General features: G+C 68.7%; 14 protein-coding genes and 2 pseudogenes. 13 read left to right on the forward strand and 3 right to left on the reverse strand.

Annotated elements, in window-relative coordinates; genetic code table 11:
- Positions 1–133 precede the first annotated feature (133 nt).
- Complete coding sequence (locus AC2W7M_RS08245; protein ID WP_486131558.1) at positions 134–745, reverse strand: flavin reductase family protein; 612 nt, start codon at positions 743–745, stop codon at positions 134–136.
- A gap of 316 nt (positions 746–1,061) precedes the next feature.
- On the opposite strand from AC2W7M_RS08245, the gene AC2W7M_RS08250 reads away from it, so the two are divergent.
- The 3 genes and pseudogenes from AC2W7M_RS08250 (at position 1,062) to AC2W7M_RS08260 (ending at position 4,140) form a co-directional block, all read left to right on the forward strand.
- Positions 1,062–2,036, forward strand: coding sequence for a Bug family tripartite tricarboxylate transporter substrate binding protein (locus AC2W7M_RS08250; protein ID WP_486131560.1), 975 nt, complete (start codon positions 1,062–1,064; stop codon positions 2,034–2,036).
- A 219-nt stretch (positions 2,037–2,255) separates the two neighbouring features.
- Positions 2,256–2,591: pseudogene (locus AC2W7M_RS08255) on the forward strand (tripartite tricarboxylate transporter TctB family protein); the annotation flags it as partial.
- 37 nt (positions 2,592–2,628) lie between these two features.
- Positions 2,629–4,140, forward strand: coding sequence for a tripartite tricarboxylate transporter permease (locus AC2W7M_RS08260; RefSeq protein ID WP_486131561.1), 1,512 nt, complete (start codon positions 2,629–2,631; stop codon positions 4,138–4,140).
- Positions 4,141–4,149: 9 nt separating this feature from the next.
- Here AC2W7M_RS08260 and AC2W7M_RS08265 read toward each other — a convergent pair whose 3' ends face one another.
- Positions 4,150–4,998 (reverse strand): IclR family transcriptional regulator, encoded by an 849-nt coding sequence (locus AC2W7M_RS08265; protein ID WP_486131563.1) that lies wholly within the window; start codon positions 4,996–4,998, stop codon positions 4,150–4,152.
- 92 nt (positions 4,999–5,090) lie between these two features.
- Between AC2W7M_RS08265 and hpaI the strand changes: the two genes are divergently transcribed.
- Positions 5,091–5,870 carry a 4-hydroxy-2-oxoheptanedioate aldolase gene (gene hpaI, locus AC2W7M_RS08270; RefSeq protein WP_486131565.1) on the forward strand — a complete coding sequence of 260 codons (780 nt, stop codon included), beginning with the start codon at positions 5,091–5,093 and terminating at the stop codon, positions 5,868–5,870.
- Between the two features lie 9 nt (positions 5,871–5,879).
- Here hpaI and AC2W7M_RS08275 read toward each other — a convergent pair whose 3' ends face one another.
- The gene (locus tag AC2W7M_RS08275) at positions 5,880–6,116 is read right to left on the reverse strand and encodes an alpha-hydroxy-acid oxidizing protein (RefSeq protein ID WP_486131567.1); all 237 of its coding nucleotides are present in this window, start codon (positions 6,114–6,116) and stop codon (positions 5,880–5,882) included.
- A 147-nt stretch (positions 6,117–6,263) separates the two neighbouring features.
- On the opposite strand from AC2W7M_RS08275, the gene AC2W7M_RS08280 reads away from it, so the two are divergent.
- The 9 genes and pseudogenes from AC2W7M_RS08280 to yut all read left to right on the forward strand — a co-directional run.
- The gene (locus AC2W7M_RS08280) at positions 6,264–8,117 is read left to right on the forward strand and encodes a putative bifunctional diguanylate cyclase/phosphodiesterase (protein WP_486131569.1); all 1,854 of its coding nucleotides are present in this window, start codon (positions 6,264–6,266) and stop codon (positions 8,115–8,117) included.
- Between the two features lie 322 nt (positions 8,118–8,439).
- Positions 8,440–8,742 (forward strand): urease subunit gamma, encoded by a 303-nt coding sequence (locus tag AC2W7M_RS08285; RefSeq protein ID WP_486131571.1) that lies wholly within the window; start codon positions 8,440–8,442, stop codon positions 8,740–8,742.
- 18 nt (positions 8,743–8,760) lie between these two features.
- Positions 8,761–9,171 carry an urease subunit beta gene (locus AC2W7M_RS08290; RefSeq protein WP_486131573.1) on the forward strand — a complete coding sequence of 137 codons (411 nt, stop codon included), beginning with the start codon at positions 8,761–8,763 and terminating at the stop codon, positions 9,169–9,171.
- A 30-nt stretch (positions 9,172–9,201) separates the two neighbouring features.
- A complete protein-coding gene (locus AC2W7M_RS08295) occupies positions 9,202–10,923 on the forward strand; it encodes an urease subunit alpha (RefSeq protein ID WP_486131575.1) in 1,722 nt (573 codons plus the stop codon).
- 131 nt (positions 10,924–11,054) lie between these two features.
- A complete protein-coding gene (locus AC2W7M_RS08300) occupies positions 11,055–11,849 on the forward strand; it encodes an urease accessory protein UreE (RefSeq protein ID WP_486131577.1) in 795 nt (264 codons plus the stop codon).
- Positions 11,850–11,884: 35 nt separating this feature from the next.
- A complete protein-coding gene (locus AC2W7M_RS08305) occupies positions 11,885–12,565 on the forward strand; it encodes an urease accessory protein UreF (protein WP_486131582.1) in 681 nt (226 codons plus the stop codon).
- Between the two features lie 27 nt (positions 12,566–12,592).
- Positions 12,593–13,240 (forward strand): urease accessory protein UreG, encoded by a 648-nt coding sequence (gene ureG / locus AC2W7M_RS08310; RefSeq protein WP_486131578.1) that lies wholly within the window; start codon positions 12,593–12,595, stop codon positions 13,238–13,240.
- A 4-nt stretch (positions 13,241–13,244) separates the two neighbouring features.
- Positions 13,245–14,179: pseudogene (locus AC2W7M_RS08315) on the forward strand (urease accessory protein UreD).
- A gap of 79 nt (positions 14,180–14,258) precedes the next feature.
- Positions 14,259–15,263, forward strand: a 1,005-nt coding sequence (gene yut / locus AC2W7M_RS08320; RefSeq protein ID WP_486131580.1) for an urea transporter, incomplete at its 3' end; no start/stop codon positions are given.

The raw sequence follows: 15,263 nt of genomic DNA on the forward strand, positions 1-15,263 counted from the left end.
GGTCGAGCAGGGTCGGCAGTCGGGCAGCCGCCGGGCGAGGTCGACCACGCCGGCCGGCGTCACGACGCCGTAGCCGGGCGTTCCGGCGGCGGAATAGCTGGCGAGTTTCATTCGGGTCTTCCTTCCGCCCGCGTCAGGATTTCGGGGTCTGGCCGATCGCGGCGAGGGTGACGATCTCGCCCAACGTGGCGTAGTTCGGCCCGGCGATGCGGCAGATGGGGTTGAGGGCGCGCGTGTCGATCTTGCCGTTGCGCGCCAGCCCGTCGCGCAGATGGATCAGCACCACCTCGCCGACGATCAGGCGGCTCTTGGTCTCGCCGAACTCCATGCAGTGGCGGAACCGGCATTCCATGGCGATCGGCGCGGCGGCGAGGCGCGGCGGCGCCACCTTCTCGCTCGGCAGGGTATCGAGACCCAGCACCTCCGCCTCGCTGACATGGGGCGGATGCTCCACCGCGCTGCCGTGCACCGCGCCGGTGAGCGGCTGGTCGGCGATGTGCACCACGTATTCCTCGGTGCGCAGGATGTTGACGGCGGTGTCCTTGTAGACCCCCGCCTTGTGGCCGATGCTCACGGCCAGCATGGGCGGCTTCGGCGACACGAAGGTAAAGGCGCTGAACGGCGCGAGGTTCACCGAGCCGGTTGCCGACAAGGTGGTGATCCAGGCGATGGGCCGCGGCACCACGATCCCGGTCAGCAGCTTGTAGGATTCCTCCGCTCCGAGCTCTTCCGGCCGGATCTGCATGAAAATACCCGCACTTGGACGACGTCATCCGGCCATAGGTCCGCGCGGCGGGGGCGGCAAGCTGGAGCGGCGAAAACTTCCATCATTTGGAAAGCACGGTGCATCGGTGCAGGATATCCCGCCACGGGGCGCCCGAAGGACAACAGGGCTGCCTCATCCGGGGGGCTCCATCTTTCCATTATATGGAAGTTCCTGCAGGCGCCGATTGCCGCCTCCCCGGCAAGGGCCTAAGTGCGGCTCAAGCAAGGACGCATCCGTGCGCCGCCCGGCCCGTCATGGGCAGGCGGTGGCGGCGCGCCGAACAGGGAGGGAGATCATGCTTCGACATCTCATCCGCGCCTGCGCCGTGGCGACGCTCGCGGTGGCGGTGGCCGCCCCGGCCGTGGCGCAGAGCTGGCCCGACAAGACCGTCCGCCTCGTGGTGCCCTACCCGCCCGGCGGCAACGTGGACGGCGCGGCGCGCATCATCGCCGCCAAGCTGCAGGACACGTTCGGCAAGCCGTTCGTGGTGGAGAACAAGCCCGGCGCGGGCGGCATGATCGCGGGCGAGACCGTGGCCCGCGCCGCCCCGGACGGCTACACCCTGTTCGTCGCCGCCAACGGCCCCCTGCTCTTCAGCCCCATCATCTTCGGCCGCACCCCCTATGTCTGGTCGAAGGATTTCGAGACCATCAGCTCGATCTCCTTCACCCCCATGGTGCTGCAGGTGAACCCGTCGGTGTCGGCGAAGACCCTGGCCGACTTCCTGGCCCTCGCCAAGGCGAGCGATCCCAAGCTCATCATGGCCTCGCCCGGCGCCGGCACCACCAACCACCTCGCCAGCGAGCTCCTGCAGAAGCTCGCCGGCACCAAGTGGACCACCGTGCACTACAAGGGCAACGCCCCGGCCACGACCGACGTGCTCGCCGGCCGGGTCCAGTTCAATTTCGACCAGATCTCGGTGGCCCTGCCCTATGTGAAGGACGGCAAGACGCGGGCGCTCGCCGTGACCTCGGCGAAGCGGGTGCCGCAGTTGCCGGACGTTCCGACCTTCCAGGAGGCCGGCTTCGCCGACTTCGAGGCCACCACCTTCACCGGCCTGTTCGCGCCCGCCAAGACCCCGGCCGCGGTGGTCAATGCGCTCGCCGACGCGCTGGCCAAGATCCTGGCCGAGCCGGAGGTGATCGAGCGCTTCGCCACCATGGGCTCGGAAGCGCGCGCCATGAAGCCGGACGCCTTCCACGCGTATATCGCCAAGCTCGATGCGCGCTGGACCCAGGTCATCAAGGACGCCAACATCAAGGCGGAATGAACGCACGGGCGGCGCCCGGACCGCGAGCCGGAGCGCTCCGCGCACGGGCGGGAGCGGCGTTGCACCGCCGCTCCCGCCTCGCTTCATCCGGAGGAAAGGAAGCCCGATGGTCGCGAACACGAGAGATGTCCTGGCCGGCCTCTTCTTCGTCGCCGTCGGCGTCGCGGTTTTCGTGCTCTCCCGGGGCTACGGCATCGGCACCCCGGCGCATCTGGGTCCCGGCGTTTTCCGATGCTGCTCGCCGGGCTGCTGGTGGCGCTCGGCGCCGCCATCGCGCTGGTGGCGGTCCGGGACAAGGCGGCGGCCGCGCTCCGCCTGTCCTGGCGGCCGCTGCTGCTTGTCACCGCGGCCGTGTGCCTGTTCGGCTTCGGCCTCGACCTGCTCGGCCTGTTCGCCGCGGTGGCGCTCATGGTGCTGGTGAGCCGCGTCGCGCGGTCCGGCCAGGGGCTCGTGGAGAGCCTCGTCATCGCCGCCACGCTCGGCGCGGCGGCATCGTTCCTGTTCTATTTCCTGCTCGGCCTGCCGGTGCCGCTGTGGCCGGCCTTCGCCGCGTGACCGCACCGGCGCCGCCCGAGCCAAAGCTGGACCCGCCATGAGCCTCCTCGACAATCTGGCGCTGGGATTCTCGGTCGCCCTCAGCCTGCAGAACCTCGCTTACTGCCTGCTCGGCACGGTGCTCGGCACGGCCATCGGCGTGCTGCCGGGCCTCGGTCCGGTGGCCACCATCTCCATGCTCATGCCGCTGACCTTCGGGCTCGATCCCACGACGGCGCTGATCCTGCTCGCGGGCATCTATTACGGCGCGCAATATGGCGGCTCCACCACGGCGATCCTGGTGAACCTGCCGGGCGAAACCAGCTCCGTGGTCACCGCCATCGACGGCTACCAGATGGCCCGGCAGGGCCGCGCCCGCGAGGCGCTGGTGGTGGCGGCGCTCGGCTCCTTCTTCGCCGGCACGGTGGGCACGCTCGCCATCGCCGGCTTCGCCCCGGCCTTGTCGGAACTGGCGCTCGGCTTCGGTGCGCCGGAATACTTCTCGCTCATGGTGCTCGGCCTCATCGCCGCCGTGGTGCTGGCGCACGGCTCGGTGCTGAAGGCGGTGGCCATGGTGGTGCTGGGCCTGGTGCTGGGGCTCGTCGGCACCGACGTGAACAGCGGCGCGCTGCGCTTCACCTTCGGCATCTCCGATCTGTTCGACGGCCTCGATTTCGTCGCCGTCGCCATGGGCCTGTTCGGCATCGCCGAGGTGATCTCGAACCTGGAGCGCAAGGACGAGGCGCGCGCCGCCGTGGCGTTCGAGGGGAAGGGCTCGTTCCTGCTCTCGCGCGCCGATTTCCGCGCCGCCTGGCCGGCGGCGGTGCGCGGCACCGGGCTCGGCGCCATCCTCGGCATCCTGCCGGGCGGCGGCGCGATCCTGGGATCGTTCGCGAGCTACATGCTGGAGAAGCGCATCGCGCGCGACCCTTCCCGCTTCGGCAAGGGCGCCATCGAAGGCGTCGCGGGGCCCGAGAGCGCCAACAATGCGGGCGCGCAGACCTCGTTCATCCCCATGCTCACGCTCGGCCTGCCCTCCAACGCCGTGATGGCGATGATGATCGGCGCGCTCATCATCCACAACATCCAGCCCGGCCCGCAGGTGATGAGCGCCAATCCCAGCCTGTTCTGGGGCCTGATCGCCAGCATGTGGATCGGCAACCTGCTGCTCGTCATCCTCAATCTGCCGCTGGTGGGCGTGTGGGTGCAGATGCTGAAGATCCCCTATCGGGTTCTTTATCCGGCGATCCTGGTTCTGTGCGCGATCGGCGTCTACAGCGTCTCCAACTCGACCGCTCTGGTCTATGTGATGGCGGCCTTCGGCGTCCTCGGCTACGTGCTCGCCAAGCTCCAGTGCGAACCGGCGCCGCTGCTGCTCGGCTTCGTCCTCGGCCCGCTGATGGAAGAAAATCTGCGCCGCGCGCTCACCATCTCCGGCGGCGACGCAACCGTGTTCTTCACCCAGCCGGTGTCCCTTGCTTTGCTGCTGCTGGCCGCCGCCTTGCTGGTGGTGATGGCGCTGCCGCGCGCCTCCCGGCTGCGTGATGCCGCGTTCGAGGAGGAGACCTGAGCCGCGCCGTCAGCGCCTGCGGGCCGTGGCGGCGAGCGTCTTCGGACAGCTCCGCGGCGCGCGGCGGAACAGGCTGACCAGCGGCGCGATGCGGCCCGCCGGCAGGCGCCGGCGGATGGCGATGGTGCTGATGGCGCAGGCCGGATTGCCCACCGCATCATAAACCGGGAAGGCGAGCGCCCGCGTGCTGCGCACGATCGCGGGATCGGCATAGACGAAGCCCTGCTGGCGCGCCTGGGCGAGCCGGGCGGAGAGCGTCTCCAGCGTCATGTTGTAGGGCTCGAACCGCTCGGCATTGGCGGCGAGGATCGCGCTCGCCTTCGCCGCCGGCAGTGCCGAGAGGATCGCCATGCCGCCGACGCTGACCCCGAGCGGGCGGCGCGAGCCGACGCCGATCGACAGCACCTGGACCGGATAGGTGCCGATACGCCGATCGGCGCACACGGAATCGAAGCCCGAACGGACGGTGAGGAACACCGCATCGCCCACCTCGCCGCACAGGCGCGTGAGGACCGGCTCGGCAATCTCCTGCAGCCCCACGCGCGAGCGGATCGAGAGCCCGAGCAGCGCCACCTCGGCACCCACCACGTAGCGCCGCTCCGCGCGCAGGCGCTCGACCGCCCCCTCCTCCATCAGCACCTGAAGGATGCGGTAGGCGGTGGGCGGCGTGAGGCCGAGGTCCTGGGCGATCTCGGTGAGGCGCATGCCGCCGGCCCCGGCATTGGCCAGGAGGCGCAGCACCCCGAAAGCCCGGTGGATGCTCTGCGCGCCGGTGACGATGTTGGTGGGCGCGCGCCCGGCGCTGCGTGGCTCGCGATCGAGACCCGCGGCGGGCGCCGCCTCGGTGGTTTCTTCCATATGGTGGAATTTGCCGCGGCCCGGTCTTGTCTTCAAGGGCCGCGCGCGTCCCATGGGCCGGTGAGAGCCAGAGAGCTGACAGGAAACGCGCCATGGACCTGCCGTTGAACCCCTTCAAGCATGCCATCGCCGCGGGCCGGCGGCAGGTCGGCCTGTGGTGCACCCTGTCCAATCCCTATGCGGCGGAAGTGGTGGCCGGCGCAGGCTTCGACTGGCTGCTGCTCGACACCGAGCACTCCCCCAATGAGATCGACACCGTGCTCGGCCAGCTCCAGGCGGTGGCGCCCTACCCGACCGCGCCGGTGGTGCGGCCGGCCTGGAACGATCCGGTCTTGATCAAGCGCTATCTCGACATCGGCGCGCAGACCCTGCTTTTGCCCTATGTGCAGAACCGCGCCGAGGCGGCGCGCGCGGCGGCCGCCATGCAGTATCCGCCGGCCGGCATGCGCGGCGTCGGCGGCACCTCCCGCGCCACCCGCTTCGGGCGCGTGAAGGATTATGCCGCGCGCGCCGCGCAGGAATTGTGCCTGCTGGTGCAGGTGGAGACGAAGACCGCGCTCGACGACCTGGAGAACATCGCCGCCGTCGAGGGCGTTGACGGCATCTTCATCGGCCCGGCGGACCTTGCCGCCAGTGTCGGCCACCTCGGCGCGCCGTCCCATCCGGAGGTGGTGGCGATGGTGAGCGACGCCATCCGCCGCATCAGCGCCGCCGGCAAGCCGGCGGGCGTGCTCACCACCGAGCCCCACCTCATCGATCATTACCTTGAGGCCGGCGCTGTGTTCATCGCCGTGGGCGTCGATATGGGCCTGCTCGCACGCGCCACCGACCAGTTGGCGGCGCGCTACGGGGCGAACGGCACGGGGGCCTGACCTCCGCCGCTACGGGGCGGGAGCCCCCGGGGCCAGCGCAGATTCGTCGAGGCCGCGAATATCGCTGACGCCGAGCAGCGCCAGATCGCGGGCGATCTCCGACCGCAGGATCTCGTGGACCCGGAGCGCGCCCGCCGCGCCGGCAATCGCGGCGCCGTAGAGGAACGGGCGGCCCATGAACACGAGGCGCGCACCGAGCGCCAGCGCCTGATGGCGGACGGCACCTGGCCCACCTCCATCGAGCACCCGCCCGAGGCGGAGCGGCCGCAGGGGCCAGCTGTCCGTCGGATGTAACCCACGGTTGTCAATGGTGCCGGCTGGGATTTATCCTTCTGCCCCAATCGAGTCGCGACGGGTGGGGACCGTGCGCGACCGAAGCTGGGAGCCAATCCCATGAGATGTCCAGCCCTGCCCCCGGACGAGGCGGAACGCCTGACCGCCCTGCGCGCCTACGGCTTCGCCGATGAACGTCCTCTCCCCGACCTGGATCCCGTGGCGCGGATCGCCGCGCGCATGTTCGACATGCCGATCGCGGCGGTGAACATGATCGGGCACGACCATGTGTTCTTTGCCGCCAGCACCGGGCTCGGCGACGTGGACATGAGCCGCGACGTCTCGTTCTGCGCCCATGCGATCCTGGGGAATTCGGCGATGATCGTCTTGGACGCGACCAAGGACGAGCGTTTCCATGACAACCCTCTCGTCACCGGCGAAAGCGCCATCCGGTTCTATGCCGGCATTCCGCTGCGCTCCATCGACGGGCACGCGCTGGGCGTTCTCTGCGTGATCGATTCCAAGCCCCACCCGGCCTTTTCCGAGGAGGACCGGGCACGTCTTTCGGAACTCGCGCGCATGGCGGAGGACCGGCTCGAGTTGCGCCGTATCGACGTCTGCGGCGGCTGTGCGGCGCCATCGCCCGACGCCACGGACGGGAGCACGGAGGCCCTTCCGCGCACCGTCGGCGCCGATCCGCTGACGGGGCTCGACGACCGCGTACAATTCTACCGGAAAGCCGAGCAGGCGCTTCTGCGTGGCGCACGGATGGCGGCGATCCTGCTCGACCTCGACGGCTTCCAGGACATCAACATCGTGCTCGGCCCGGCCGCCGGCGACGTGATTCTGCGGTCCACGGGCGCGCTCCTGCTCCGGATCGCCGGCTCCGAGGGGATCGCCGTCGCACGGCTCGGCGGCGACGAATTCGCCGTGCTTGCCGAAGTGGAGGACGACGCAGGGGCGCTGGAGCTGGCGGCCCGGATCCAGGACGACTTGGCCGGCCTTTCGCCGCTGGCGGGCCAGGAAATCCGCGTCACCGCATGCTGCGGCATTGCGCTCTCGCCCGCACACGCGCCGGAGGCGGTCGCCCTCATCGGCAATGCGGATCTGGCGCTGCACCATGCCAAGAGCCTCGGGACCGGCCGCCAGACGGTCTACATGCCCACCCTGCGCTCGGCGGCGGCGGAGCGCAGCGTCTATTGCCTCGACCTGCACCGGGCGGCGGCAGGGGGTGAGTTCGTGCTCTTCTACCAGCCCCAGGTTCGGCTCGCCGACGGCGCCCTGACCGGCGCCGAGGCGCTGATCCGCTGGCTCCACCCCACGCGCGGCCTGCTGAAGCCGGCCGCCTTCCTTCCCCAGCTTGAGAAGGGCCGCCTGGCGGGCTCCGTCGGCTCGTGGGTCATCGACGAAGCCTGTGCGCGGGCCGCGCGCTGGCTGCGGGAGGGCGCGGGCGACCTGCGCATCGCCGTGAACGTCTTCGGGGCGCAGTTCCACTCGGGCGAACTCGCGCGCGACGTGGCGCAGGCCCTGCAGAGGCACGGGCTTCCACCGGCGGCCCTGGAACTGGAACTGACCGAAAACATCGTGCTGTCCCAGGACGACGTGGTGCTCGATACGCTGTATCAATTGCAGGGACTGGGCGTCGGCCTGGCCTTCGACGATTTCGGCACCGGCTATGCGTCGCTCAGCATGCTGACCCAGTACCCGCTGACGCGCATCAAGATCGACCGGAGCTTCGTCGCCCGGGCGCCCCAGTCGCCGCGGGAGGCTGCCATCACCGGCGCCATCATCCGGATGGGGCGGGACCTCGGCATCGCGATCACGGCCGAGGGAATCGAAACCGCGCCGCAGCGCGACTATCTGGTCTCGTGCGGATGCGTGGAAGGCCAGGGATATCTGTTCGGCAAGCCGATGCCGGCCGCGGCATTCGAGGCCGAATTCGCGCTGCCGCCTCTGGCGGAGCGGCAAGCCTAGGACGCATCCGCGGCACTCCGGCCCCGCCTGCGGCTGCAATATGAAGTAATACAAAAATCATCATACGTAATCGCCGGCAAAGTCCGGACAATCATATCCCGGCTGGGATATGGATTCCGCCAGTGAAGACCCATACAACCAATGAGGCGCACGTTTGATCTGCTGCACGGCGAGAACATCGCGCAAATGATTGAATAGTAGAGGGAACTCTCCCACCGTCACAAGACATCGCGGCGGTGCTCTGCTATCGTCGGGTCGGCTTTCGGCGCCATGCGCGCACGGCGCGCGCCGCAATCGCGCGTGAACGAAGAGGAGGCGGCTTGTGCATTTTACCCCCCGAGAAATCGATAAGCTCCTGATCTACATGCTTGCCCAGGTCGCGCAGAAGCGGAAGGATCAGGGCCTGAAGCTCAATCACCCGGAGACGGTGTCGCTGATCTCGGTCGCGGCGCTCGACGGCGCGCGCGCGGGCAAGACCGTCGAGGAGGTGATGGAACTCGCCAGCAAGGCCATCACCCGCGACGACGTCATGGACGGCGTCGCCGACATGATCCCCTACGTCCAGGTGGAGGCGGTGTTCACGGACGGCAGCCGGCTCGTCACCGTGCACGATCCGATCAAGTAGCAGCGGGAGCGGCGCACCATGAACAGCGATCCGAAGAAGACCCCGGTCGGCGGCCTCGTTCTCGCGGCGGACGACATCGAGCTGAACGCCGGCTATCCGACGACGTCCCTCAAGGTCCGCAACACCGGCGACCGGCCGATCCAGGTGGGCTCGCACTTCCATTTCTTCGAAGTGAACGCCGCGCTGGAGTTCGACCGCGAGCAGGCGTTCGGCAAGCGGCTCGACATCCCTTCCAGCACCGCCTTGCGCTTCGAGCCGGGCGACGAGCGCGAGGTCACGCTGGTCCCCTACCAGGGCAAACAGCGTGTGCTCGGCTTCAACAGTCTCGTCGACGGCTGGGTCGGCGACGAAAGCTACAACGACTATCGCCCGCGCCTCGCCGACGCCCTCGAGCGGGCCAAGCGCTACGGGTTCAAGTCCAAGCCGTGAGGCATCTTCTTCCGGATTCGGAGTTCTGAGATGGCAAAGATCTCGCGGCATCAATATGCCGACCTCTATGGCCCCACGCTCGGCGACAAGGTCCGGCTGGGCGACACCGACCTCTACGTGGAGATCGAGAAGGACCTGCGCGGCCCCTATGGCGAAGAAGCGGTCTATGGCGGCGGCAAGACGCTGCGCGACGGCATGGGCTACGACAACGAGCTGACCAACGCGGCCGGAGCGCCCGACCTCGTCATCACCAACGTCACCGTGATCGATGCCGTCCAGGGCGTGATCAAGGCGGACGTGGGGATCAAGAACGGCCTGATCTGCGCCCTCGGCAAGGCCGGCAACCCCTCCACCATGTCCGGCATCACGCCCGGCCTCGCGCTCGGCGCCGGCACCGACATCATCGCCGGCGAGCACCTCATCCTCACCGCCGGGGGCATCGACGCCCATGTGCACTTCATCGCGCCGCAGCAGGCCGAGGCGGCGCTGTCCAATGGCGTGACGACGCTGTTCGGCGGCGGCATCGGGCCGAGCGACGGCACCAACGGGACCACCATCACCCCCGGCCCGTGGAACATCGAGATGATGCTCCGTTCCTTCGATGCCTGGCCGGTGAATGCTGGCGTGCTCGGCAAGGGCAACTGTTCCTCGCCCCTGCCCATGGAGGAGCAGATTCGCGCCGGCGCCATCGGCCTCAAGATTCACGAGGACTGGGGCTCCACGCCGGGCGCGATCCGCGCCGCCCTCACGGTCGCCGACAATTTCGACGTCCAGATCTGCATCCACACCGACACGCTCAACGAATCCGGCTTCGTGGAGAACACCATTGCCGCCTTCGAGGGGCGCACGATCCACACCTACCACACGGAGGGCGCGGGCGGCGGCCATGCCCCGGACATCATCCGCGTGGCCAGCCTCTCGAACGTCATCCCGAGTTCGACCAATCCGACCCTGCCCTACGGGATCAACTCGCAGGCCGAATTGTTCGACATGACCATGATCTGCCACCATCTCAGCCCGAAGATCCCGACCGACGTGGCGTTCGCCGAGAGCCGCGTGCGCGCCGAGACCATTGCGGCGGAGAACGTGCTGCACGATCTCGGGGCGATCTCGATCCTCTCCAGCGACAGCCAGGCCATGGGCCGCGTGGGCGAGAACTGGGCGCGCACCATCCAGACCGCCGACCTCATGAAGCAGCGCAAGGGCGCCTATGCCGGCGACACCTCCGGCAACGACAACGCGCGCGTCCTGCGCTTCGTCGCCAAGGTCACCATCAACCCGGCGATCGCCCAGGGCGTCAGCCATGTGATCGGCTCGGTTGAAGTGGGTAAGATGGCCGACCTCGTGCTGTGGGAGCCGGCTTTCTTCGGCGCCAAGCCGAAGATGGTCATCAAGGGCGGCATGATCTCCTGGTCGCTGATGGGCGATCCCAACGCCTCGCTGCCGACGCCCCAGCCGGTGATCTACCGGCCGATGTTCGGCACCATGGGGTCGGCGCTGCCGAAGACCCGGGTGACGTTCACCTCCCATGCGGGCGTGGAGGACGGCATCGTCGAGCGCTACGGCCTGAAGTCCCAGGTCGTCCCGGTCTACGGCACGCGCACCATCACCAAGAGCTCCATGGTGCGCAACTCCGCGATGCCCGTGATCGAGGTCAATCCGGAGACCTTCGCCGTGACGGTGGACGGCGAGCATGCGACCATCGAGCCGGCCACGCGCGTTCCGCTCGCCCAGCTCTATTTCTTCAGCTGAGCTGTGAACCGCCGCGGAGGGCTGTGCGCTCCGCGGCGCCCCATGGTACCGGCCAAGGGGCGAAAGAGCGCGGCGCGTGCCGGCCCCGCCGGTGCGGAGCGCCGCGCGTCAACCCGCCGTCGGAGGCACGCATGATTCTCGTCGAAACCACGCTCGGCAACCTCAGCGATCCGCTGTGGCAGGAACGCGCGCGCGGCGCCGCGGTCGACCTCCTGGTGCTCGAGCAGTGGGAGGCGCCGAAGAACCGGCTGCGCAAGGCGAGCGAGGGCGGCATCGAGCTGGCCATCTCCCTGCCGCGTTCGGAGCACCTGCACGACGGCGATGTGCTGCACTATGACGAGGCGGTCGGGATCATCGTCGCCGCGCGCATCGCGCTGAAGGACGTGCTGGTGATCGAGCTGGAGGGCCTGGAAAAGCTCTCGCCCACCGAGATCCTGCGCACCTGCTTCGAGCTGGGCCACGGCCTCGGCAACCAGCACTGGCCGGCGGTCATCAAGGGCTCCACCGTCTATGTGCCGCTCTCGGTGGACCAGAAGGTGATGGCCTCGGTGATGCGTACCCACGCCTTCGAGCACGTGAAGACCCGCTTCGCCCCCGGCGAGGAGATCGCCGCCAAGCTCGACGCCCGCGAGGTGCGCCTGCTGTTCGCCGGCGCCGACGCGACGCCGCACCACCATCACGGCGCCCATGGGTCGGCAGTCGCGCAGGCGGATGCGCACAGCCACACCCATTCCCATGCGCATTCGCATTCCCATTCCCATTCGCACGGGCATGAGCATGGGCATTCGCACGCCCACGACCATGCGCATACGCATGTCCACGACCACCCCCATGGCCACGATCACCACCACCACGATCACGACCATCCCCACGACCATGGCCATTCGCATTCCCACGGGCCTGCCAAGTCGCCGGTGAAGGGATGACGGCCCCGGGCGGGAAAAGCGGCGCCTCCTCCGGCATGGTGCATCTGGCGCGCCTGCTGCAGTTCTCGGATTCGACGCTCCCCATCGGCTCCTTCGCCTTCTCGAACGGCCTTGAATCCGCGCTCCAGACCGGCATCGTCCGCGATCCGGAGAGCCTTCTCGCTTATGTGGAGCTGATCCTGCGCCAGTCCGCCCGGATGGACGGCATCGCCTTGCTGCACGCCCACCGGGCGGCGCTTTCCGGCGACCACGGCGCCATCGTCGAGATCGACCGCGAGCTCTACTGCCGGCGCGTGGGCGAGGAGCAGCAGATGATGCTCACCCGCGTCGGCAAGAAGTTCGCCGAGCTGGTGCTGAAGATCATGCCCTCGCCCGACCTCTCGCGCTGGCTCGACGACATCAAGGCGGACGCGACCCCCGGCTGCCTGCCGGTGGGCCAGGCGCTGGCGCTGGCGCACATGGGCGTCGACGAGGTTGAGGCGTTCGTGATGCACCAATACGCCATCGCCTCCATGATCCTGAGCGCCGCACTGCGGCTGATGCGGATCGACCATCTCGACACGCAGCGCATCCTGTTCACGGCGCAGGGCCGCGTCGCGGACGACTATCAGGCGGTGCGCGACCTCGCGCTCGACGAGATGGCGTCCTTCGCCCCCGTCTTCGACGTGCTCGTCGCGCACCACACCACCACCCATGTCCGCCTGTTCATGAACTGAGCGCGGCATCGGCAAAGGAAGCGGTCCATGAAGAAGATCACCCGCATCGGCATCGGCGGCCCGGTCGGCTCCGGCAAGACGGCGGTCATCGAGACCATCACGCCGCGGCTCATCGACCTCGGCATCAAGCCGCTCATCATCACCAACGACGTGGTGACGACCGAGGACGCCAAGCAGGTGCGCCGCACCCTGAAGGGCGTTCTGGTGGAGGAGAAGATCGTCGGCGTGGAGACCGGCGCCTGCCCGCACACCGCGGTGCGCGAGGACCCCTCCATGAACATCGCCGCGGTGGAGGAGCTGGAGGAGAAGTATCCCGACAGCGACGTGATCCTGATCGAATCCGGCGGCGATAACCTGACCCTGACCTTCAGCCCGGCGCTGGCGGACTTCTACATCTACGTGATCGACGTCGCCGCCGGCGACAAGATCCCGCGCAAGAACGGCGCCGGCGTGTGCCAGTCGGACATCCTCGTCATCAACAAGAAGGACCTCGCCCCTTACGTGGGTGCGAGCCTCGAGGTGATGGACCGCGACTCGAAGCTGATGCGCGGCAAGAAGCCGTTCCTCTTCACCAACTGCAAGACCGGCGAGGGCGTCGACGAGCTGATCCGCCTGATCCTCGACATGGCCCTGTTCGACGTGAAGGTCACGCCGCCCGCCACGGCGGACGCCTGACGCCATGGCGCTCCACGAGCAGCTCGCCCGCCTGGATGCGGCCCGCGAACTGACCGGCTACCAGACCGAGCCGGCACAGATGCGCGCCGCCGCACCGGGCAAGGTGGGCGAGCTGCGGCTCGGCTTCGCGCTGCGCAACGGCCGCTCGGTGCTCGCCGACCTCTACCGCGTGACGCCGCTTCTTGTGCAGCAGGCGCTCTATTGGGACGAGGCGATGCCGGAGCTGCCGATCTGCTCCATCATCTCCATCGGCGGCGGCATCCTCCAGGGCGACCGCTACAAGGTCGACATCCATGTGGGCGCGGGGGCGTGCGCGCACGTCACCACGCAGAGCGCCAACCGGGTCCATCAGATGGACGCGAACTACGCCTCGCAGCACCAGACGGTGACGCTGGAGGCCGGCGCCTATCTCGAATACCTGCCCGACTTCACCATCCCCTACCGCAGCTCGCGCTTCATCAACCAGACCGACATCGTCATCGCCGCGGACGCGACGCTGCTCTACGGCGAGATGATGCTGGCGGGGCGCAAGCACCACCACGCGGAAGAGCGCTTCGGCCTCGACCTCCTGTCGGTGGCGGTGGCGGTGCGCCGGCCGGACGGGCGCAAGCTGTTCGCCGAGAAGATCCTGATCGAGAAGGACGACCCGACCGTCGACCTGCCGGCGGTGATGCGGGGCTTCGACGCCTTCGCCAACATCCTGTGCCTCGCGCCGCCGGACGTCGCCGGGCGCATCAAGGACCGCTTCGAGACCCATTTTCCGCTCGAGAGCCCGCGCGCCATCGCCGGCGTCAGCCGCCTGCCCAACGGGGCCGGCCTGATGCTGCGCGCGGCGGCATCGAGACCTACGACGTGCGCGGCGAGGTGCGCCGCTTCTGGCGCATCGTCCGCGAGGAGGCGCGCGGACGCTCGCTGCCGCAACAGTCCCTGTGGCGCTGACCGGGATTTTTGACCTTGCGCATTCTCCTCACGTGAAACGGGACCGCCTTCGCTCGAAACCGCTCTAAGGGGGGTGACCATGTCAGAGCCGAAAGCCAATTTCGCAATCCAGGCGCTGCGCGGCACGAGCCAGGTCTTCTTCATGGAGAACGCGCTTACCGGCGCCCTGTTCTTCGCCGCCATGGCCTTCGCCTCCTACGCCTCCGGCGTGTGGGCGACCACCATCGGCGCGGCGGTCGGCGTGGTGGTGGCGACCGCCACGGCGCGGGTGATGGCGTGCGACGACGCCTCGGTCTCCTCCGGCCTCTACGGCTTCAACGGCGTGCTGGTGGGTGCAGCGCTGCCCACCTTCATCGCCGCCTCGCCGCAGCTGTGGGTCTATGTGGTGGTGGGCGCGGCGGCGAGCACGGTGTTCACCGCCGCCTTCAGCGCGACGCTGACCGCCAAATGGGACATCCCCGGCTCCACCGGCCCATTCGTGCTCACCGGCTGGCTGATGGTCGCGGGCGCCTATTCATTCGGCGGGCTCCATGTGACCGGCGACGCGCCGAAGCTCGCCACCGACTACGTGCAGGGCATTGCCGCCATCCCGGCGCCGATGGAGCTGGTGGAGATCTTCTTCCGCAACATCGCCCAGGTCTATCTGCTCGGCAGCTGGATCAGCGGCGTCATCATCCTCGCCGGCATCCTCATCGCCTCCGTGCCGGCCGGCATCGCCGCCATCGGCGGATCGCTGGTGGCGATGGCGGTCGCCATCGGCATGGGCGCCGACCCGGCGGTGGTGAGCCAGGGCCTCTACGGCTTCAGCCCGGTGCTGACCGCCATGGCGGTGGGCGTGATCTTCCTTAAGCCGCATCCCCGGGTCATCGCCTATGCGCTGCTCGCGACGGTGGTGACGGTGTTCGTGCAGGGCGCGCTGGACGTGATGGTGGCGCCTGCGGGCATCCCCTCCTTCACCGCCCCCTACGTGCTGACCATGTATTTGTTCATCGCGCCGAAGAAGCTCCTGGCACCGCATCCGCACCGGCCGGTTTCCGGCCATATGGTGCACGACGCCACGGCCGGCGTGGCCGCAGCGCCCGCG

The sequence above is a fragment of the Xanthobacter sp. BG11Y11_SDJG genome, from assembly GCF_057364445.1.

What these genes read in the sequence shown, in the direction of transcription:
- AC2W7M_RS08295 (WP_486131575.1), top strand. Translation starts at nt 9,202, where the DNA reads ATGGCAAAGATCTCGCGGCATCAATATGCCGACCTCTATGGCCCCACG.
- AC2W7M_RS08305 (WP_486131582.1), top strand. Translation starts at nt 11,885, where the DNA reads ATGGTGCATCTGGCGCGCCTGCTGCAGTTCTCGGATTCGACGCTCCCC.
- AC2W7M_RS08260 (WP_486131561.1), top strand. Translation starts at nt 2,629, where the DNA reads ATGAGCCTCCTCGACAATCTGGCGCTGGGATTCTCGGTCGCCCTCAGC.
- AC2W7M_RS08265 (WP_486131563.1), bottom strand. Translation starts at nt 4,998, where the DNA reads ATGGAAGAAACCACCGAGGCGGCGCCCGCCGCGGGTCTCGATCGCGAG.
- hpaI (WP_486131565.1), top strand. Translation starts at nt 5,091, where the DNA reads ATGGACCTGCCGTTGAACCCCTTCAAGCATGCCATCGCCGCGGGCCGG.
- AC2W7M_RS08290 (WP_486131573.1), top strand. Translation starts at nt 8,761, where the DNA reads ATGAACAGCGATCCGAAGAAGACCCCGGTCGGCGGCCTCGTTCTCGCG.
- AC2W7M_RS08245 (WP_486131558.1), bottom strand. Translation starts at nt 745, where the DNA reads ATGCAGATCCGGCCGGAAGAGCTCGGAGCGGAGGAATCCTACAAGCTG.
- AC2W7M_RS08250 (WP_486131560.1), top strand. Translation starts at nt 1,062, where the DNA reads ATGCTTCGACATCTCATCCGCGCCTGCGCCGTGGCGACGCTCGCGGTG.
- ureG (WP_486131578.1), top strand. Translation starts at nt 12,593, where the DNA reads ATGAAGAAGATCACCCGCATCGGCATCGGCGGCCCGGTCGGCTCCGGC.
- AC2W7M_RS08300 (WP_486131577.1), top strand. Translation starts at nt 11,055, where the DNA reads ATGATTCTCGTCGAAACCACGCTCGGCAACCTCAGCGATCCGCTGTGG.
- AC2W7M_RS08280 (WP_486131569.1), top strand. Translation starts at nt 6,264, where the DNA reads ATGAGATGTCCAGCCCTGCCCCCGGACGAGGCGGAACGCCTGACCGCC.